The organism is Candidatus Hydrogenedentota bacterium (assembly GCA_035450225.1).
Lineage (GTDB): Bacteria > Hydrogenedentota > Hydrogenedentia > Hydrogenedentales > SLHB01 > DSVR01.
Genome location: DAOTMJ010000008.1, coordinates 20,534 through 41,608, shown reverse-complemented (window position 1 = coordinate 41,608; position 21,075 = coordinate 20,534). Strand labels below are relative to the sequence as shown.

Below are 21,075 nucleotides of genomic sequence, written 5' to 3'. Positions count from 1 at the left end.
CGATCCGGCCGATCCGACTGATCCGGCCGATCCGCCCCGCTGATCGCCTTCAGTCTTTCTCCCGGTCCACCATCAATCCAAGTGGTAACCCATGTCCAGTCCAACCGTCGCATCGTCCAACCGAAACTGATACAACTCCGTCGCCGACTCTTGGCCGCGCGCCATGAACGACAACGGATTCGCGACCGTCCGCAGGGGCGCCTCGAACCGCACAATCGTCCGTACGTGTTTCCCGTGAAACCGGTGCGTAACGGACCGTGCGCGCGCAACGATCCGCCCCGCAAACCGTCCGCCCCATTCATCCGCCGCCGCCGGATCCAGCCGGCGCAACGGCGCGCCGCGCAATTCGACAAGGTCGCCTTGCCGGATTGCCGCGTCGCCCGCATGAAACAGCACGAATCCGCTCCGGTTCGGGTAGGCGAGATCGTCCAACAGGCCGCGCACAAGGCGATCCGCGTCGTCCTCATACGCGATTGCATGGCAACGCAAGCGCCCTACACGATCCCCGTACAGGCGCATGCTCGCGTATCGCCGGTATGTCTTCGACAAGCCCGCCGGCGCCGGATTGCCGCTGAACAGCAACACATTCGCGATGCTGTCCGCATCCGCGGCAAGGCCGGCCCCCATGATGGCCGGGTCGTGGCACAGCACACGCTCCACGGCGGCACGCCGGAACGAAACCGCCATGTCGGGGCCGATGGACCAGACGCACCCTTCCGCGAGGTAGGCCAGTTGCGTCAGCGCCTCGAAGAGGCTTCCCGTTACGCCGTATCCCGTCAACACTGTTGCGATCGGTTCGATGGAATCCTCGCTCGGTCCCGCATACGAAAAGAAATCCTTCAATTCGAGATCCGGTTCGAGAAATTTCCCGTCTTGCCACAGATACACCGTCCCGTGGCCCTTCTCGATCAGGGCCGCATTGAAACATTCTCCGCCGCCGTACACCATGCCGAGATACCGCCCGTACCGGTCCACCCGATCGTCGAATGCGCCCGTCGTGTCGCGGTGCGGGTTCAATTCGATGTATTCGACGCCTTTCGTCTCGATGAGCGTCTGCAGCGCGGCCGTCGCGGCATCGGCCCGCACCTTGTAGCCGCTGATCGCGTATCGCGCATCGGTCCAATCGCTCGTTTCCGGGTGGATGTTCCGCGCGTGCGAGTTTAGCGCCGGCTCTTCCGCGTCCACCAGCATGAGCCGCAGATCCGGCCACGACACGCCGTCCACAATCAATCCCGATAGGGTGTCGCCGTCTTTCGCGTATGCGTTGCTTGCGTCAATGCGGACCGGGCCAACCCATTGGCCTTCGGAGATGCCGCCCATCCCCATTTCGTTTTCCGGACGCCTGCGCGCGAGAAACTTGTTCCATTCCCGTTGCGCGCCGTCCGGATAGGCCCCATGCGCGACGCGGTAATGCACATCACCCGGCGTGCGGTTGATCAGCGCCTTGACGATATCGCCGATCGCCGCGTTCGCGAAGCCCGCCGGAACCGCGCCGTCCACGTCCGCCCACGTGCGTTCGGCCTCGAACGCCAGCATTTCGTGGAACGTCACATACCGGTCGAGAATCAACTTCTGCATGTCGCCCCACTGCGGGTTGATCACGGTCACGGGCGCTTCGCAGAACAATTCGCCTTCCACCCACACGCGCACGCGGTACCCAATGCCGAGTTCCGCCGCCGACGGCAGGATGCCCGCAATGCGATCCGCCTCGTCCGGCGCGCCGCGCGTCGCGTCGAGCAGCGTCACCTCCTCATGCACCGCCACGCGCCGTCCCGAAGGATCCAGCACCTCGATTCGGTACGTCATGGCCGTCACCACCACCGGTCGCGAAACGACACCACGGCCGAGCACGCATGGGCGCTCGACGCGTCGTCGTAATAGGCCAGCGTCGTGCCTTCCGGCGCGATGCGCGGGAATGTTCCGCTCGTGTAAGGCGTTACGTCCTCGCCATCCAGCAACGCGCGCGATTGCGCGCCGTCCAGGACGAGCGTGCAGCCTGCCTCGACAATCCCCTCGTATGTCAGCGTGGCCGATCCGTCGCTCATGGACGGATTGACCAGGCGTCCCGCGGCCGTGATGGCGATCACCGTCCGCGACGCCGCATTGCCTGACGCCGCGAGTTCGATCGTGTCGCCAGAAGCGGCAATCGCCCACTCCGTTTCATGGACAGCGGCGGATTCCTCGAACGGGTCCGGCGCTTCCAACTGAAGCGTGAACGATCCCGCCAGCGATCCGCGGGCCACTTCGCGGGCAAACGCCGTGCGCCGAACCCACAGACGGCGCCCCGGACGAAGCGACAGCGCCGTGAAACCGGATTCCGATGCCGCCTCCGCAATCGCGTCCAGCCGCGCCTCGATGGCCTCGACGGACGTCTCGCCCCGGATCATGCCCGTAATCGTGATCTTTCGCGCGTCCCGGCCTCCTGTCTCCGCGTGCTTTTCCTGCACCGTGGTGTGCGTCTCGTCGAACGTTACCGCACCCAGCATGATGGCCATGGCTTACGCCTCCCCAAGAACCGCGACGGAATCGGTCGCAGCCGCCGGTTGGCGTCCGGCCCAATCCGCCGCATACGGCGCCAGCGTCTTCCACGCCTCTTCCTCCAGCGTGTCCGCCATGACCGTCAGCGCCAAATGCCGAGCGCCCGCCTCGATGCGCTGGCTGCCGATCGCCAGATGTTTCTGTTCAACCGCGTCTTTCGCGGCCAGCGATCGCAACAAACAGGCGCCCGCCAGCAACGCCTCGCCGCGCACCACGGCCGTCGGCGGCGTTCCCGCCTCCAGTGTGGGATCGATTCGCCGAAGCAATGCCTCATGCGCCGCGGCGATGCCCGCCGCCACCAGCGAAGCCGGAACCATCACGGCGTCGTTCACCTGCAACGCCAGCCGCACGTCCGATTCCGATGCGAAATTCGCCATGTTTCACCGCCTTTCCAAGAGTTAGGAGTCAGAAGTTGGAGATTTGAAGTTGGGGTTGGCGATTGACATGTCTTGTCCCCGTCTTCTCTCTCCCAACTCCTGACTCCTTTCTTCTTACGTCCAGTCGCTCTTCACGACCACGCGGGCCTTCGGATACAGCAGCGCGAACGCCGTGACGGTCGTCAGATACGTCCGCTCCCATTGCTGGTTGATGAGTTTGTCGCTCTCGACCAGCACATCCTGTTCCGTCAGTTTGATGGCCGCATAATTCGCGTCGAGAATCGTCAGGGTGTTCGCCGGCTGATCCTCCATCGGCACGAGTTTCATGCCCAGCGGCGACGGCAGATTGCCCGTCTTCGCGAAATCGAAGGCCGCCGCATCCTTGAACTCGTCCATGCCCAGGATCGTCTTGCACAGGTCCGCGTTCGCCAGCATGTGCGTCGGCGTGAAATAGTGCTCGACCCCCAGTTTCAGGAATCCCGCCACGATGTCGCCGTACACCCACGCATCCGCCGTCGCGGTGTTCACCACGGTCGCCGCGTTGGCGCCGTCCGGCGCGTCGCCGGACACGAGCGTCGCCGCCAGCACATAATCGTACTGCCGGCCCATCCGCTCGCCGATTCGCTGCAAATGAACCCGCAGCAAATCCACCGACATGCGCCGGATCGCCTCATACGACGCAATCACGCCGCGCCCCAGTTTCGTCAACCGGACCACACGATCCCCGTATGTCAGTTCCGCTTCCGGAATCGCCGCGCCTTCCGCCACCACACGCGGCTCTTCTTCCTCGGTGTTTTCGACCACATACGGAATGTCGTACGCCGTCCCCGGAACCGGTTCGTCCCGTGCAATCAGCGAACGGTACGCCGGCCGCCGCCGAATCCCCGTCAGCACCGCCTCGCGCACAATGTCCGGAAACAGCCATTTCGCGTTCGGGTCCGACTGGAAAAACCGCTCGACCGTGATCTTGCTCACGTCAATTCCGAATTCCTGCGCGCAGTAGTCTTGAACATTCGTGCCCAGTGCGCGGAAGAACTGCGTGTGCGTCAGGCCCAGTTGGCCCAGCGACTCGTACAGCTCGCGCCCGCGCAGGCCGCGCAGCCGGTCGGGTTCCTGGCTCAGGAACTTCACCCGTTCTTTCACCAATCCATCGAGATGTCCCATCATTCACTCATCCTCCTACAGAAGCACGTGGACCAACTGCGCCGTTGTGTCCACCTTCACGTTGATGCCCGAGCCGTTGCCCGACGCCGGTTTCTTCACGCGGCCCGCGGTCGCCGAAGCCAGAATGCCCGACGCGCCGTCCACGACCGGCGCCGTTTCGCCCGTGTACGGAAACACACAAATGCCGCGCACCTTCACCGGAATGTGGGCGCCGTTTTCCTGCGTGGAAGCCAGCGCCTGGCCGAATACCGCGTCTTCCGCATCCGTCGCGTTCGTCACCGTGTACGAACCCGACAGTTTCAGCGCATCGCCCTTTGCGATGTCCACCTCGCCCGATTCCGGCGTCCTGCACGAAAGGACCAGTTCCGTCACCACGCCTCCAATGTCTCCAAGTGCCATGTCTTGTTCTCCTGTGATGCGGCGTTCTCGGCGCCGCAGGTCTTTGTTTCGAGTTTCGGGTTTTGGGTTTCGGGCCTGGCGCCTGAAGTCCCGTCCACCGTCCGCCAACCACCAACCACTACTCCCTCGCGATGGCGAACGCCGCCACCGCGCGCACGTCCTCCGCCGAATCCTCCGCGAGCGTCTCCGCGCGCGACACGGGCATCGGCGGATACTTCTGATCGAAGCGCACCTCGAATGCGCGAAGATGGCTCTGAATCTCTTCGAGCGACAAGCCCTTCAGCAGCCGTTTCCACGCGTCCGAATCGAAGGCCGGACCATCCAATTCACGGCCCAGCCCGCACAGGCGCTGGATCGCGCGCTGGCGCGCCGTCGCGCCGTCCGCGATGAGCGCGCCCGCCTCCGCAGGATTGGCCCCGCACAAACGCAACGCATCGCGAACCGCTTTCACGCACGCCGGACCCAGAGTGCATTCCCGTTCAAAACGGACGGAACACGTTCCCTTGCCGCCGCGAAGAATCAATTCCCGCCGGTCCGCCCCCCGTTCGATCCACGCATACACCCCCGCGTCCTCGCGCACGGCGTCGCCGTCGCGTTCCAGCCACGCCGGCGGATGCGGCGCCTTTTCCGTCGCCCATGGCTCCTTCTCGAACGACACGCCCTCAATCCGCCAGCCCAGCAGATACCCGTCCTGTTCCAATCGCAGATCCAGATGCGCGCCGTCCGCGTCGCAATGCCGGTGCAATACAAAGCGCCCGTCCACGCGTTCCGCCGCTGTCTCTTCCGCAAGCGTTTCCCGCCGAACTTTCCAGTACATATTGGGAATCCTCGTCAGTTGACCGACCGGCCCGTTTCGATCCAGTCGGTTCCATCGAACAAAAGGCTCAACGCGCCGTAGGCCGCCGCGACCCAGTTCCCCGCCAGGCGCAAATGCCCGCCGTCAACCACCGTGCAATCCGAATCGCCGCCTATCACCACCAGTTCTTGGCCCGCCGTGCCGCCGTCGAACATCGTGATGTCGTTCCCCGCCTGCCACGTGTTCGGTATCCTGCAAAGGTGCGTGTTCGCCACGTCCGGCGTTGTATCGTTCACGGTCACATTCATGATGTTGCTCGTGACAAGCGCCCCCTGAACCGTCAGCCGCGAAAACACGCCCGTCGAGGCCGACGCCGCCCCGATCGCCGTGTTGTTGATGGTCCCGCCGTTGATGGTCAGCGCGTCGCTTACCTGCGCGTCCGTCAGGCCGTTGCCCACCTTGGACGCGGCCAGCGTCCCCGCCACTTCCGCCGTGCCGAGGTCCACCGCGTCCGTCGTCGATCCCGTGCCGCGAAACACACCCGACGCAATCCAGGTCCCGTCCGTGTCCGATGTGGGAGCCGACGGGCTGATGCGCAGACCCGCGCCGTCGTTCGACGCGAACACGTGATACAGCGAACCGTTCGCCGTGCCCATCCGAAGGCATCCCGGCGCGCCGCCCGATGCGAAGGCGGATACCATCCCGCGCTGGACGCCAGTCGCGCCCACGTTCAGAAATCCGCCCTGAACCGTCGCATCATAGGCGAAATAGGCGTGGCCCGATCCCGAATTGATCGTGAACACATTGCCCAAGTTGGCCGTTCCGCCGTGGCCTCCGATCGCGAATGTCCCGAACAATCCGCAGCCCACGGTCCAATTCTCGATGGCGCTGTCCAAATTTGCGCCGTTTTCCAGCGCTATCCAACCTCCTGTCGAGGCATTGTCGCCGTAAAGACGCAAGACGCCCGTCGTTGTATCCTCGATCCCCGACGCGAGGGTCCCCCGCACGGTCACGGCATTCGGACCAAGGCCGATCAAATCCGCGTCCGACGAAATCCCGATGTCGCCGCCGTCCACCTGCAAATCCCCCGTGGCCTGGAGACTCGTGAATCGGCCCGTCGAAGCCACCGCCGCGCCGACCGGCGTGTCGTTGATCGCGCCCGCGACGACCGTCAAATTGTCCGCGATCTGCGCGTCGGTGATCCCATTGCCCACCTTCGACGCCGGCAACGTGCCCGACACTTCCGCCGTCCCCAAGTCCACCGCGTCCGTCGCCGATCCCGTGCCCCGGTATTTCCCGCAAGCAAGATACGCGCCGTCCGTGTCGGCGGCGGGCAGCGTCGCGCTCACACGAAGACCGGCCCTGTCGTTCGAGAGAAACACGTAACCCTCGCTGCCGTTCGCCGTGCCCAGTCGCAGGCATCCCGGCGCGTCGCCTCCAGACCCGTCCCACGCCGTCGCCACCCCGCGCGCCGCGCCCTCGCGACCGGCCTCGAGGCCGCCGTCCGCGACGACCGACCCATCGGTTGAAATGTTCCCGGCCTTGTCGAAATCCGCGCCGCCATCCGCCGCTTCGTGATATCCGCCGCCAATCCTCAGTTCTTCGAGGTAGCGAGGCGTCGCGCCCATCCCCATCAGCGCCAGCGCGCTCAATCCAGTAATCAAAGTCCACTTGCGCATCGTCCGCGCCTCCCTTTACTCGTCCGCCCACAGGCGTTTCGACCACAGTTCCACCGGCGCGTGGAAATCGCGACGCGCATCTTCCAGCGCGCGCGGCAAGTCCAACCGCCGCTGCTGCGCCACGAATCCCGTACCCTGCGATCCCGACGAAACGACCGATCCCTCGATTACCTCGACGACCTCGCGCATCACGTAATGACACAGCGCCCCGCCGTACGTCCGCCCCGGCACATGGTCGCAGGTCCGCAGATCCTTGCCGCAGATCGAGCATTCCGGGCGCCGGAACGAAAAACCGATGGACGTCTCGCGGTACACCCCGCCCTCGATGTTCAAAATGAAATCCTCGTTCTCCCGCGTTCGCAACACATACACGTCCGGGCGCACCGACAACACCTCCCCGTCCTGGTGCAGTTCCGACCGGAAAAACGTCCCGCGCGGAAGCGTCCCCCGCAAGTCATGCCGTTCCATCAGCGGTCGCCCCGGCGTCATCGCGTTGATGGTCCGCAATTCCTCGTCAGGAAACCGGCTGAAATGGCGATCCACCTGGTTGTTGCACAGATCCAGCGTGAACACCGCGTACTCATCGCCGCGCAACGGGCGCAACGCGAAGCGGTTCACCTCGCCCGCGATTGACTCCGCCTCCGCCCGCGATCGCATAGCCAACAACACGCCCTCGTGCCGGAATACAAAAGGTTCAAGTTCCATCTTGCGTCTCCTATTCGCCTATCCCAAGCAATCGCGCCGCCGCCGCGTGATCCATGAAGCCCAGATCCCGAAGCGCCGCCGCGTTCGCGATTTCCTTGGCCCGCGCATTCGATTCCTTCAGCACATCCACCGTCCGGTTGGTTCGCATATGGACCCGGGCCCCGGCCTCGCCCCACATCAGCGCCAACTCGAAGTTGTACAGCCGCTCCAGGATCCGCTTGACGCTCCGGTTGACCGCCTCGACGTGCCGGTTGATGATCTCGAATTGCGCGGTGCCGTACGTCTCCGTCGTCCCGTAATTGCGCCCCAGCAGAATCGGCATCAGGTGCATCCCCGTGATCACTTGCTCCTCGATCGCCTTGTGGTTTTCATAGAAGACCTGTGCGCCCTGATGCCCCTGGATGACCGACACCCGGACATTGTCGTACGTCACCAAGTTCTGGTCCGCTTCCAGACCGCCCAGTTTCGACCGAAGCGCCTCGAAGTTCCCGCCGATCCGGCGCTCGTATGCCTCCGGCGACTCGCCCCGCTGCCGCTCCTCGGGCATATAGGTCACATGCAGTTTCGACCACCCCGCGTTGTGTGTCGCCTTTGCCATGTCCTCCATCAGGCGCTGCTGAATCTTCACGACGAAGGGGATGGATCGGAGCATCGATCGCCCGTACGGATTCGTTCCGTCCCGATCCATGCCCACGTAGATGAACCGATCCCGCGGCAGCGCAATTTCTTCCCCATCGTGAACCTGGTACGGATGGAGTTCACCGTTTTCACGCCGAAAACGCACCGTCCACACGTCCACCGGCACGACATCCACGATCGTTTCCCGGTTCTGCGACAGCACCATTTCGATTGCCGCCGCCCCATACGTGAACAATGACCCCAGAAAGACGTCCAACAAACCGTCCATGCCCCGATCGCCGCCGTTCACCCGACGATCGAGATCCCGAAGCAGCCGTTCCGCCCGACGCTTCGCCGCATCCGACGATGCCCCCGTGATTTCGATGTCGTACCCTGTCTGGCAAAGCCGTTTCCACGTCCAGACCGCGTCCGACACGTCCGGAATCGCGTCCCGCAGAAACCGGTACACCTGCAACATGCAAAAGGGCGTCGCGTTCGGCAGCGGCACGAACCCCGGAAACGCCCGGTTGAATACCGTCGCATCCTCCGCCATCGAGATCGTCCGGAACGTCTCCATCGGACCCCGCACACGCCCGCGCTTCTCCGTCTTGCCCAGCCACCTGTCCAGCCATCGCGCCATTGCCGTACCCTCGCTGTTCATCCACATGCCTCTGTAAGATCAGGCAACCCCATTGCACTGGACAGGCAGAAAAAAGGCATCCTTCCAGGATTGAAATGGCGGCGCCTTTCGTCGTCCCGTTCACGCCGGTCTCTGGACATCCCCGGCGCGCTTGTTGGACAATTCCCCCCGGGAGTGTTCATGGCAGGAACAGGAACCACACGCGAAGCCATTCTCAGCGCGCAGTCCATTACCAAGGGCTACGGCGCGCAGCCGGTATTGCAGGACATCTCCCTAACGATTCACGAAGGCGAGCGGCTGGGACTCATCGGGCGAAACGGCTGCGGCAAATCAACCCTGATGCGGATTCTCGCGGGCGTGGACGCGCCGGACGAGGGTCTCGTTACCCGGCGCCAAGGCCTGCGCACCGCCCTGTTGACCCAAGATTGCCGTCTTGCGCGTGAAGCGACGGTCGGCCGCGTCCTCGAAGACGCCCAGGCGGACATCCGCGCCTTGTTGGCCGAATATGATCACGTCACCCGGCGGCTCGCCCTTCACGATCTCAGGGATCCCGAACGGCGCGCGCTCGAATCGCGTCATGCGGCGCTGCATCATGAACTCGACATCACCGGCGCGTGGGAACTTGCAGTGGACATCAAACGCATCGCCCATGCGATCGATCTCCCCCCGCCCGAACGTGTCATAGGCACGCTTTCCGGCGGCGAGCAGCGGCGCGTCGCCCTCGCGGCCGCGATCCTCGCGCGGCCCGACGTGCTCATGCTCGACGAACCGACGAACCATATTGACACGAAAAGCGTCGAGTGGATCGAGTCGTTCCTCCGCGCGTACCGGGGCAGTTGCGTCCTGGTCACCCACGACCGCTATTTCCTCGAAATGATCTGCACGCGCATCGTCGAAATCGAATTCCGCCGCATTTACAGTTTCCCCGGAAACTACGAACGATTTCTCGAATACAAGGCCCAAATCGAGGACGTCGTGGACCGAACCGAAGAGGCGCGCCGGCGCATGCTGCGGCGGGAACTCGCATGGGTCAAGCGCGGCGCGAAGGCCCGGACCGGCAAACAGAAAGCGCGCCTCCAGCGCTACGACGATCTCGTCGGGCAAGGCCCCCCGGAAAAACACCGCGAATTCCGGTTTGAGATGCCGCGTCCGCCGCGCCTCGGCAAACGCATCATTGACGTTGAAGAACTCGGCGTCGCGTTCGACCGCCATTTTCTTTTCAGAAATTTCTCGCTCATTGTGCGGCACGGCATGCGCGTCGGCATCGTCGGCCCCAACGGATGCGGCAAAACGACGCTGCTGCGCGCCCTGATGGGCCAAATCCCGCCGAAAAAAGGCCGCGTGCTTATCGGCGACTCGACACAATTCCTGTACGTCGGGCAGACCCGCGACGACATCAACCCGAATCAGACCATCATGGATTACGTCGCGAACGGGTGCAATTACTGGACCGTCAACGATCGGCGCATCTACATTCCCTCGTATCTCGAACATTTCCTCTTCGACCGCGACAGCATCCGCATGCCCATGCACAACCTGTCCGGCGGCGAAAAAAACCGCATGGCGCTCGCAAAAAGCCTCCTACAGGGCGGAAATGTCCTCGTCCTCGATGAACCCACGAACGACCTCGATCTGCCGACCCTGCGCATCCTCGAGGAAATCATCCTCGATTTCGAGGGCTGCGCGTTCATCGTCAGTCATGACCGTTATTTCCTGAACCGCCTGTGCACGCACCTCATTGTGTTCACGGACACGGACGAACTGCTGTTTCTTGCGGGAAACTATGACGATTATCTCCTGTACAAGGAGAAACAGGCCGCCGAAACCCCTGCCGTTTCCGCGCCGGCCAAACCAACACCCAAATCCACCCCGCGCAACACGTTGCGGCTCACCTACAAGGAACAGCAGGAACTGGCGGGCATGGAACAGGCCGTCATGGAAACCGAAAATGAAATCGCGTGCATCGAAAGCCTCATCCATGAATGCGCCTTTTATGAACAGGAATACACCCGCGTGCAGGCCGTTCTCGATCAACTCGATTCCGCCCGAAAACGGCTGGATGCGCTCTACGAACGATGGCAAGACCTCGAATCCCGGAAAAACGAAAAATAAGATGCGGAACAGCCCATCCTACGGACGTGACACGGAATGCGTCATGCCGGCGGCCCTTCCGAACTCGAATATCTTGTCATTGACGGCATGTGTTTTGGGGGGAAGATTGTTGCGTAGCGCGGCGCGCCAGCATGATTCAGGCAGATCGAGGTAAACGCTCAAAACGCCTAAAAGCGCGACGTTCAACCCCCGTTTTGTGATCGGGGTTGACGGATCCGTTTCCAAATCGTCCAGGTCCTGTCCCTCTTTGAGAAGAAGTTCCGGCACAATCAGAACGCCGTCTTCCTTGAGAAAATGCCGGGCGGGCGCGATCTGCATGCCGTCGAGCGCCACCAGAAAATCCGATTCCCCCGCCGGAACCATCGGACTGTACACGCGCGGACCGTAGCGGACATCGCTCGTAACGGAACCGCCGCGCTGGCTCATGCCGTGGATTTCGCTCTTCTTGACGTCGAAACCGGCCATGAACGCCGCGTCCGAAAGAATGTCCGAGGCCTTCAACACGCCCTGGCCCCCAAGGCCGGCAAACACGACATTCGTCACGGTTCCGTTATCCATGACACGCGCTCCCTTCCCCGCCGCAAGGCCGCGCGGGATCCGGGATGGCCTGAATCCGGCCTTCCGCCAGTTTGCACGGCTTGCGCGCAATGACAACCGCGAGTTCGCCGCTGGCCAGTGTGTCTTCCATCAATCGCCGAAACGCGGCCACCTCCGCCACCGGATCAATCACATGTACGCGCCGGATACCGAGCGCGCGGGCGAGATCCTCGGCCACGAGCCGTCCTGTCGGTTCATGCTTGAGCGTGCGGCCCGTGCCGGGATGCTCCTGAAGGCCGGTCATGGCCGTCGTGCCGTTGTCGAGAATAAGAAGAACGTGCCCCGTCTTCGGCGGATTGTAGATCATCTCCACCATTCCCGTGATGCCGCTGTGAACGAACGTGCTGTCGCCGATGACGCTTACGACGCGCCGCGACTCGTCGTCCGGCAGCACGTGCCGCAGGCCGAGCCCGAGACCCACGCTCGCGCCCATGCACACGCACGTGTCCATCGCTTCGAGCGGCGGAAGCGCCGCCAGCGTATAGCACCCGATATCTCCCGCGATGATACAGCCGAGGCGATGCAAGACCGAAAGGACCGTCCGGTGAGGGCAACCGATGCACAATTGCGGGGGCTTGCCCGGCGGCGGAACGAATTCGGGCGTATCATCGCCGGCCAGAATCCGCCGAACCCGGCCGACGTTCAATTCGCCGAACCGGTACATCTCCGACTTGCCTTCGACGTTCAGGCCGGCCGCCCGGATCGCATCCACAAGATACGGATCGTTCTCTTCGATGACGACGCACCGTTCCACGGACTGGACGAATGAGCGGATGCGATCCATTGGCAATGGATACGTCATGCCGAGTTTCAGGAAATGGGCGTCGGGCGCCGCCTCGCGGGCATGAACGTATGCCACGCCGGACGCGATGATGCCAAGCGAGGATTGGCCCCGGATCTCCTCCCGCGGGCCCTCCGATTCGTTCCACGCCAGAATTTCGGCGAGTTTCGCGCGCAGGCGCCGGTGCGCGGGCCGCGCAAAGGCGGGAATCATGACCCGGCCCGGAATGTCGCGCACAAAATGCGCGCCGGGCGGCGCTTGCGCATTTTCGCGGGGGCGCACCACGGTCTTTGAATGGCAAACCCGGGTCGTCATGCGCAACATCACAGGCAGCCCCCAGCGTTCCGAAATCCCGACCGCCAGCAACGTGAAATCATACGACTCCTGCGAGTCGGACGGTTCAAGCATGGGAATACCCGCCGCCACGGCGTAACGCCGGTTGTCCTGTTCGTTCTGGCTCGACGCCATCCCGGGATCGTCACAGGAAACCACCACCAGCGCCCCGCTCACGCCCGTGTACGTCGAAGTGAACAACGGGTCCGCGGCGACGTTCAGGCCGACATGTTTCATCGCCACCAGCGCCCGCGCGCCGCCGTAAGCCGCCCCAAGGGCCACCTCGTACGCGACCTTTTCGTTGGGCGACCATTGCGACGGGCCGCCCAACGCCGCGATTTCCTCCATGATCTCCGTGGACGGCGTTCCGGGATACGCCGTCGCCAGCGCAATGCCCGCATGGCGCGCGGCCAACGCCACCGCCTCATTGCCGCTCAACAGTTTTCGATCTTCAGGCATACTGCACTACTCCGCTCACAAGACACGCCGGTCTCGCCGCCATTCCCCCTTCTTTTTCTTCCTCATGGCCGCAAACGGTAACAAAACATCAAGATCCAATCAAATTCGACCGTGGACCTGTGCACAATCCGCGGGGAATGGAAGCGAATTCCGTCCCAAAACCGGGATTCGAGAATCAGGAAGGAGGTGAACCTCCGATGAATTCAAAAAGACAAACAGCCCGCGGCGGAAGCGTAAGCGCGCGGCTGGATGGAGGAAACGTGAAGGGTTCGACAGGTATGCGGCCGGATTCGGCAATCCGAAAAATCGTGCCGTTGGAGGATATGCCGTATTCCTTCGGGTTCCAGGAAAGAGAAACGGACAGGGGGGCGTCCGCAAGACTGGCGATGGCGATGGCAACGTTGCCGTCGCGCGCTCGCCATGCCGTGGACAGCGCCAACGGATGTGTCTTGGCAAATTCGGCGAGATGTTCGCCTTGGCCGGCATAGATGCTCAGACGCGAAAAAGGCGAGGTGGCGTTCGCAACGGTCAATTGGGGTGGACGAAGGAATTCGCCATGTTCGAGATATTGCCTCGCAAGGCGGCGAACCTTTGCAATGCGCATCACATAGTCGAGTTCTTCTGCGCGTTCGGTGAGTTGGTTTGGAAGAAAATTGGCAAGCGTGGGTTGTTGGCCCCAGATGAACGCGCGGGCCTGTTCGAGGTAAAACTGGCGAGAAAATTTCCGGTCGATCAACGCGAGCGGTTTCTTGGGCGCGGACGCCTTCGGCCAAAGGTCATCGTAGGGGGGCATGGTGAGTGAGGAATAATTGCCGTAGGTAATCGCGACGGGATGATAGACCGAATGAAAAAACGGGATCGGTTCCCACGGGTCCGTCGGCGCGGAGTAGCGTTCCTTGCTCACTTGCAGCGTCAACATCGCGTCGAGGTATGGCAACCATGCCTCGCAGCAGCCTTCCCCTGTTAGGGCGACGCGCTTCTCGGCGGCGCGTTTGCGAATGTCGCCGGACAACAACCGAAATCCGTCGAGCCAGTAACGTCCACCACCGATGGGATGGCCGTGCGACGAATCGTAACAGGGCATGCTGTCGCAGGCCTGATCCATGTAGATGCCGTCCACGCCCAACTCCGTGATGGCGCGCTGTGCGAGACCAGCGTAGGCGCCGCGCCAAAACGGCGTAGCAATGCACATCGAAGCCATCGGCGATTTCGTGAAAAGGTTGTAAACCTCGGGGTGGACCTTTCCGTCTTCGCCTTTGACGGCGAACCGCTCCGCGTTCTCCACGCGCCAACTTTCAGTTTCCATGCCCCATAGCCGCTGGTTCATGTATACGACACACCGGACGTCATGCGCATGTGCGTCCAAGACGGCTTTGCGGAACTGATCGGCGCCTTCCCTTGGCGGGAGGTATTCGGGGAAACCCGCGTCATACGGACAGCCATGCCACCAGTGCCAGAACACGCGCACCGGCAAGCCCAGCGTCTCCTGCAAGGCTATGGCCGGCGGCAACACGCCTTCCGAGCGCCCGCGGTTCCAGATCCACATACCGGTTTCTTCAATCCACGCGGGCACGAGGCCGCGCCGCATGCGGCTTTCTTTGGTCCATGTTTGTTGGAGCGCCCAACTTCGGTAGCGTTCTGCCGCATCGAACCAGTCGCCGTGCAATGCTCCGAGTATCGCGGCGTAAGGCATGCGCCATTCGCCGGAATTTGCCGCGCCGTTCTCGGGATAGTGAACCATCTCGAAATCAACCTTGCCGGATACGTTCCCCCAAAAAGCGAAGGTCTTGCGATACGCCGCCGTATCGTCACATGCCGCATAGAGTCCGGATCCGCCTTTCGCACAGTACGCCACGCACTGCATGGCCATCATGCCCGGATAATTCCATGCCAAGCGTGCGTCGTCGGACGCACAGAGCACGGATCGCGGATTGGGCAAAAGTTGGCCGGTCCATACCGGAACGGCGAGCGACTCCTCTTCGTGTTTGGTGAGATTGGACAGCCTCGGGAAATGGGCCACCGGTACGCGCGCCGAAGGCGTTTTATGAATCACCAACTCCCAGGAGGTTGGAGGCCAGCACGTTTGGATCCGAACACTTGCATGGATCGCTAAATCCTTGTCCATGCCCGGAAAATCGAACCACGACATTTGGATTTCGGACGGGCTGTTCGAATGGGAAATGAATTGCCCCGCATCCGAAGGCGTAAGGACTTTTGTCCCGCTTTCCGTCGTGAGCATTACTCGCCATAGTTCTCCATCGTCCGCGCGCGTGATATCGCAGCCATTGGCCTTGTCGTAAAATCGAAGGACCGTTCCGTTGTGCCCGGAAAATTCGATGGATACCGAATCGTTCTCGCAGAGAAGATTCTGCGCGCCGGCAAATGAAACGCCGATCGCCAAGATAAACGGAATCAACAAGAATAACTCGCCCTTCATGCGGCCGAATTCTCCTGCTTGTCCGGGCGGCTACCACGACATTCCAGACACCGAATCATGCGTGCGTGAAGCGTCCAACGCGAAGATCCTGCGGCGCCCGTACCATTTTTCTACCTTCGCGCCTTGGCGGTTCAGTCTCTTGCGCTCACGTGGCGATGAAACCACCGTCCACGATCATCTCCGCGCCGGTCATGAAACTGGATTCGTCCGACGCAAGGAACAGGGCGGCATTGGCGATGTCGCGCGCGACGCCAAGCCGTTTCATCGGCAGGCACTCCGCGATGGCGGCCTTCTTCTCGTCGTTTAGATACGGCGCCTGAAGGGGCGTGTCAATCATGCCGGGATGAATGATGTTGCAGCGAATATTGTCCGGGCCGAACTGGACGGCGAGCGATTTGCAAAGCGATATCAGCGCGCCCTTCGCGCAGGTATACGAATCCTGCGCCAGCGTGAAGCCCACCAGCGCCGAAATGGAACCCACCAGAATAATCGAACCCCCGCCCGACTTCTGCAATTCCGGTATGCCGTGTTTGGTCAAAAAGAATGGTCCCTTCAGGTTGATCGCCTGGACGATATCCCAGTTTTCCTCGGTGGTTTCGATCACGGAACGGTCGCGATCCTTCCACAGCACCCCCGCGTTCGCATACAGGATGTGCATCGCGCCAAATTCCTTGACGCCTTTCTTGATGGCCTTCTTGACGTCGGCCTCCTTGCTGACGTCCCCGACGACGCACAAGGCCTTTCCGCCCGCCTTTGCGATGATCGAGCAGGTTTCCTGCGCGGCCTTCTTGTTCAGGTCGAACACGACGACTTTCGCGCCTTCCGCCGCGAACAAAAGCGCCGCCTCGCGCCCCATGCCCATGCCGGCTCCGGTGATAATCGCTACCTTGTTCTTCAGTCTCATGGCTCCAAACTCCCTTGTGGCGTTATGCCGATCCGACGGATCCGACCGATCCGTCCTCCCTATTCATCTACATCCTTGTTCGCCAGCAGGATCGCTCCCGCCAGCACGACGGATTCACCTAGTTTGCACGGAACAATTTCGAAACGATTCTGAAACGGCCCAAACGCATATTGGTTCGCGTACCGCCGAATCGGTCCAACAAGAACGTCGCCCATCAACGGCACGCCGCCGCCCAGCGCGATGCGTTCGGGGTGGAACAGCGTGACCGCGTTCGCAAGCGCAACGCCGACGCTTTGCGCGACATGTTCGATTTCCTCGCATGCGCGCGGATCGCCCTGTTCCGCGGCCTGGCCGAGCATCGCGCACGTAATATTCGCCGATTTTCCCCCGCAAAGCGCGCCGAGCGGCGACTGCGGATCGGGATCGGCCATCGCACGTTGCCGCCGTTCGATGGACCACCCGCTGCACAGGTCTTCGAGTTTGCGCGGTGAATGGGCCGCTTCCCAATCGGGCACGTGCGTATGGCCGAGTTCCGACGCGCCAAGCCCCTGCCCGTTGTGAAGAACTCTCTTTATAATTAGCGCGCCGCCGATCCCGCTGCCGATATTCATGTAGAGAAAATGGTCCGTGCCCTTGCCCGCGCCAAGACAGTATTCGGCCCAGCCTGCCGCGTTTGAATCGTTGAACACGTACGTCTCGTATTCGAAATGGTCCTCAAACCAATCAGCCAGCGGAAACCCGCTCCATCCTTCGACCTGGTGCGACGTGAGCACCGTGCCCGTCCGGCTGTCCACGGGTCCGCCGAACCCGATGCCGATCCGATCGATTTCCTTCATGCCGCGGATAAAACCCGGCAATTCCTTCTCGAACCAGCCGAGAATGGCTTCCGCGCCGCCCGGCGGCGCCGCGCCGCGAATCGTCTTCTCGATGGTTCCGTCTTCGCGTCCGATTGCGGCCTGCAATTTCGTGCCGCCGATTTCGATGCCGATCACGCGGGTCTTCACCGGGCGAATCTCCGCGCGAGTTCCTCGGTCAGATAGTGAAAGACGACCCCGTGGACGGCTTCCGCCATGCCCATGTTGTTGCACGCGACATGCCAGTTGTCCGAGGCAAGCCCAAGCAGTTTGCCGCCATCGTATCCGGATACCCCGAAAGTCTTCATGCCGATGCTGTTCGCATATTCGACCGCCCGCAGAATGTTCGGACTGTTGCCCGATCCGCTGATCGCAATGAGCAGATCCCCCGGCGACGCAAGGTTTTTCAATTGCTCGGAAAAGACGCGGTCGAAACCCGAATCGTTGCCCCACGCCAGAATGTAAGGCGTGTTGTCCGTCAGGCTGATGATGCGCAGTCGCTTTTGGCGGTCGAAATCGCTCAACGTGCCCTTGCCGAGATCCTCGCACAGATGCGACGCGTTCGCGCCGCTGCCGCCGTTACCGATTACAAACACCATGCGCCCCGCGCGATACGCCTCCTCGATGGCGTCCGCCAGACGACCCACCGCCGCCGCGTCCACGCGCGCCATCTCCGCGCAAAACACATCGCAGTACTGCCTCAAATCCATGGATAGGTTTTCCTTCGGGTCGTTCAGCCAGAACGATAGAATACGCGGCGCATCGGACATCAATCAAGAAAGCGAACAAAGCGGACAAATTGTTCAGCCTGTCATTACACGCGCAAAAACCGCTGCGCGTTTCACGCCCTTCGCGCTCTTCGCCTCGTGCTTTGCCGCTTCCCTACGGAGAAACGGCCAGAAGATCCTTGTGCTGTTCTCTGAGCGCGACGAGTTGCCGTTCCTGCTCCTCGCTGAACGATCCGACGCGCTGCCCGTAGGTGTCCAGCCAGGTAACGATTCGATTGAAAGAATCCGAATCGAGCGCGACCCCGTGGTGTCCGGACGGCTCGAACAATTTCCGGAGCACGGGACTGATCCGCGCGCCGCAATCGCCCTCGATCGAATTGCCCCGCGCATACGACGCCTTCACGGACTGCAACAGGCTGGGTTCCCCGTAATTGACAAGCGTGTCGTAGGCTTTATCCGCCGTGAGATCAAACTTGGCCGCGACGGCGTCCGCCCCCTTGGGATTGTGGCACTTCACGCAGGACTGGTCGAGCACCGGCTGCACGAGCCGGTCGAAACGGAGCGGCCACGACCCCTCCGGACCGGGCGCAATACGCGACGGTTCGCGGCGCATGGCCGCGATGCGCTTTGCATCCGGCGCCTGATGGCGGTTCTCGTGGCAGCCGATGCAACTCAGTGTTTGGCCGGGGTGGACATAGGTTGCGCTGCGCATGCTTTGAATGGCCATCCCGCGCTCGTCCAGCGCCTGAAAAAACACAATCACGCTCGCCGGCACGCGGAAATACGCCGAACCGTCTTCCTCGACCGGAACGGTCCCCAAAACGCATTTCCCCGGATCGTCCGCCATGATGCCGAGTACCGGATAATTCATCGTCGGATGCGTCTTCGGCGGCACCGCGACGATGCGCAGCGATTTGATCGCGCCGCGTTGCGTGTCCCTGAGGCCGCGATATACATCCGCCAGAACAAAACGCCCCTCCTTGGCCGCATCCCACCTCGGCACATCCACAAGAGACGGTGGCACGGCGCGCGAACGGACCGGCAGCGGACTCTCGCAGCCAATGGCGGGATCGCGGTGAAGCAGTTCCCTGAACCCGTCCGCGTCGAACAGGTACAGGCCCATGCCGTTGGGCGTGCGCAACGATCCCTGCGACACGGACTCCTCGTGCGACCACGACACAAGGTAAAACCGCTCGGACAGCGGCCAAGGACTCGCGTAATAGTTGTCCGGCCATCCCTCGATTTCCGGAAAGACGATTTCCGGCGTCAGGCGCCTGATCGCCGCCTCGCCTTCCGTGCCCGCGGCCGGATCGAGCAGGACAAGCCCGCCCATCGTCTGTGCGTGATGCGCCGATCCGGTAAACACGATTTTGTTCGACCCCGGTATGCTCTGCGGCTCGAAGGTGCAATGCGGGGCAAGCGTGAAGTTCTTGTACACGATCCGCGCATGCGTGCCGTCGGGATGAATGGACCACAAGCCCATGTACGGCATGTTCGAGCGATCGATGTAGTCCCACCGTGAATAGAGAATCGTGCCGTCGTTCGCCACGCTCGGCGTCCACTCGAACATCTCGAACGGCGATATCGCGCACAGATCCCCGCCGTCCGCGTCCATCGTATGCAGCGTGTACACGGCCACGGGGCGCTCCGGACCGCCCCCGCACCGCACATACGAGTCCGGCAGCGCCGGATGCGTCTGCGTTTCGCGCGCCGTGTCCGGACCGCACTGAATCGCCTGGCCCCGCCGCGTCGAGAGAAACACGATGCGGCCGTTAGGCAGATACCGCGCGTCGAAATCGTCGTATTTGCCCGACGTCAATTGACGTAGGCCGCTGCCGTCCACGTTCATCTCGAACACGTGATAGAACGCGTCCTCCGGCACATTGTCCTTGTTCAATTTGTCGTTGCATTTCGCGAGTTTCGGATAATGCTTGCACCACGCAAACAGAACTTTGCGCCCGTCGAACGACAGCGATGGACGAAGGAAACTGCCCGGCTCCGCGAAGGCGCCGCTCAAACAGGTCAAGGTCGGCGCGTCGGACCTGAAGTCGCGCAAAAGATACACCCCCCCGCCCGGACGCGACCACCAGCCGTAATACTGATCCGACATGTGGCTGAAACGGCCGGGTACGCGTTTCACAAAAAGAATCGTGTCGAAATCCAGCAGCGGATTTTTCAGCGCAATTGTCCGCAACACCCAGCGCGCCTCGAGGTAATCCCGCTTCGCATTCTTGGCGGAACGATCGGAATGCAGGCTCGCCTCCATCTTTTCGATCCGCTTCAGCGCGTCCGGTTCGAGGGCAAATTCATGCGCCAGCGCCCGCGCATGTTCGAGCACGGCGCGCGTCCGGGCGGGCCAGTCCGGAGCGCCGGGAAGATGGTTCGCCGACCACGGCGACGTGCCGCACTGGTTCGCGGGACGGTTCAGCGCCAGATTCTTTGCCGGTTCCGACGGCCCAAACACTTCGACCTCGTCAAAGTGCAGAAAATTGACGCCCGGCGTCGTGATGCGCACATACTGCGTCTTTTCACCCGCCAAGGTCACCGACAACGGCGGTCCGCCCTGCATCCCGTAAAACAACGTTCCGTCGTGCATGTACACCGTCCGCCACGACGCCCCGTCGTCCGAAAACAGGATCCGAATCCGCGTGGCGCGATCCGCCGCATCGCACCGATTCCATACCACCACCCGATCCACCGGCGCGACTTTGCCCAAATCCACCTGCCACCACGGCGATTCGACGCAGTTCGTGTGAAATCCCCACCGGCCGTTCTTGATTCCATCGCATCCCCCCGCCGCGTCGGACTGCGCTGTAACCGTCGCGTTTCGCGACCGCAACTGTTCCTGCAACAACCAGTCCGACTCGACTTGCTCCCGAAAATCGGCGAATGCGCACGAAATAAAAAATTCGATCGCAAAAAAACAGGCCGAATATCGCATGAATGCGTGATCT

General features: G+C 62.2%; 17 protein-coding genes. 1 reads left to right on the top strand and 16 read right to left on the bottom strand.

Annotated elements, in window-relative coordinates:
• Positions 1-72: 72 nt before the first annotated feature.
• The 9 genes from P5540_06810 to P5540_06770 form a co-directional block, all read right to left on the bottom strand.
• Positions 73-1,851: a thermonuclease family protein gene (locus tag P5540_06810; protein ID HRT64524.1), complete on the bottom strand. Its 1,779-nt coding sequence runs from the start codon at positions 1,849-1,851 to the stop codon at positions 73-75.
• Positions 1,812-2,495 (bottom strand): hypothetical protein, encoded by a 684-nt coding sequence (locus P5540_06805; GenBank protein ID HRT64523.1) that lies wholly within the window; start codon positions 2,493-2,495, stop codon positions 1,812-1,814. Before P5540_06805 ends, P5540_06810 begins: the two co-directional genes overlap by 40 nt.
• A gap of 3 nt (positions 2,496-2,498) precedes the next feature.
• The gene (locus tag P5540_06800; GenBank protein ID HRT64522.1) at positions 2,499-2,915 is read right to left on the bottom strand and encodes a hypothetical protein; all 417 of its coding nucleotides are present in this window, start codon (positions 2,913-2,915) and stop codon (positions 2,499-2,501) included.
• A gap of 114 nt (positions 2,916-3,029) precedes the next feature.
• Positions 3,030-4,082 carry a phage major capsid protein gene (locus tag P5540_06795; GenBank protein HRT64521.1) on the bottom strand — a complete coding sequence of 351 codons (1,053 nt, stop codon included), beginning with the start codon at positions 4,080-4,082 and terminating at the stop codon, positions 3,030-3,032.
• Between the two features lie 12 nt (positions 4,083-4,094).
• Complete coding sequence (locus P5540_06790; GenBank protein ID HRT64520.1) at positions 4,095-4,478, bottom strand: hypothetical protein; 384 nt, start codon at positions 4,476-4,478, stop codon at positions 4,095-4,097.
• Positions 4,479-4,596: 118 nt separating this feature from the next.
• Complete coding sequence (locus P5540_06785; GenBank protein HRT64519.1) at positions 4,597-5,295, bottom strand: hypothetical protein; 699 nt, start codon at positions 5,293-5,295, stop codon at positions 4,597-4,599.
• 14 nt (positions 5,296-5,309) lie between these two features.
• On the bottom strand, positions 5,310-6,953 hold the full coding sequence (locus tag P5540_06780) for a hypothetical protein (GenBank protein ID HRT64518.1): 1,644 nt from the start codon (positions 6,951-6,953) through the stop codon (positions 5,310-5,312).
• Positions 6,954-6,968: 15 nt separating this feature from the next.
• Entirely contained in the window at positions 6,969-7,658 is a 690-nt protein-coding gene (locus P5540_06775) for a hypothetical protein (GenBank protein HRT64517.1), read from the bottom strand.
• 10 nt (positions 7,659-7,668) lie between these two features.
• Entirely contained in the window at positions 7,669-8,937 is a 1,269-nt protein-coding gene (locus P5540_06770) for a hypothetical protein (protein HRT64516.1), read from the bottom strand.
• A 159-nt stretch (positions 8,938-9,096) separates the two neighbouring features.
• On the opposite strand from P5540_06770, the gene P5540_06765 reads away from it, so the two are divergent.
• Positions 9,097-11,028, top strand: a complete 1,932-nt coding sequence (locus P5540_06765) for an ABC-F family ATP-binding cassette domain-containing protein (GenBank protein HRT64515.1) — start codon at positions 9,097-9,099, stop codon at positions 11,026-11,028.
• Positions 11,029-11,046: 18 nt separating this feature from the next.
• Here the strand turns inward: P5540_06765 and P5540_06760 are convergent, their stop codons facing one another.
• The 7 genes from P5540_06760 to P5540_06730 all read right to left on the bottom strand — a co-directional run bounded on the left by P5540_06760 (position 11,047) and on the right by P5540_06730 (position 21,062).
• Entirely contained in the window at positions 11,047-11,586 is a 540-nt protein-coding gene (locus P5540_06760; GenBank protein ID HRT64514.1) for an indolepyruvate oxidoreductase subunit beta, read from the bottom strand.
• A complete protein-coding gene (locus P5540_06755; GenBank protein ID HRT64513.1) occupies positions 11,579-13,198 on the bottom strand; it encodes a thiamine pyrophosphate-dependent enzyme in 1,620 nt (539 codons plus the stop codon). The genes P5540_06760 and P5540_06755 overlap by 8 nt, the downstream gene beginning before the upstream one ends.
• Positions 13,199-13,373: 175 nt before the next feature.
• Positions 13,374-15,635: a DUF6259 domain-containing protein gene (locus P5540_06750; GenBank protein HRT64512.1), complete on the bottom strand. Its 2,262-nt coding sequence runs from the start codon at positions 15,633-15,635 to the stop codon at positions 13,374-13,376.
• Between the two features lie 145 nt (positions 15,636-15,780).
• The gene (locus tag P5540_06745; GenBank protein ID HRT64511.1) at positions 15,781-16,539 is read right to left on the bottom strand and encodes a glucose 1-dehydrogenase; all 759 of its coding nucleotides are present in this window, start codon (positions 16,537-16,539) and stop codon (positions 15,781-15,783) included.
• A 59-nt stretch (positions 16,540-16,598) separates the two neighbouring features.
• Positions 16,599-17,543 carry an ROK family protein gene (locus P5540_06740; GenBank protein HRT64510.1) on the bottom strand — a complete coding sequence of 315 codons (945 nt, stop codon included), beginning with the start codon at positions 17,541-17,543 and terminating at the stop codon, positions 16,599-16,601.
• Positions 17,540-18,103, bottom strand: a complete 564-nt coding sequence (locus P5540_06735) for an SIS domain-containing protein (GenBank protein HRT64509.1) — start codon at positions 18,101-18,103, stop codon at positions 17,540-17,542. Before P5540_06735 ends, P5540_06740 begins: the two co-directional genes overlap by 4 nt.
• A 172-nt stretch (positions 18,104-18,275) precedes the next feature.
• Positions 18,276-21,062 carry a discoidin domain-containing protein gene (locus tag P5540_06730; protein HRT64508.1) on the bottom strand — a complete coding sequence of 929 codons (2,787 nt, stop codon included), beginning with the start codon at positions 21,060-21,062 and terminating at the stop codon, positions 18,276-18,278.
• Positions 21,063-21,075 lie beyond the last annotated feature (13 nt).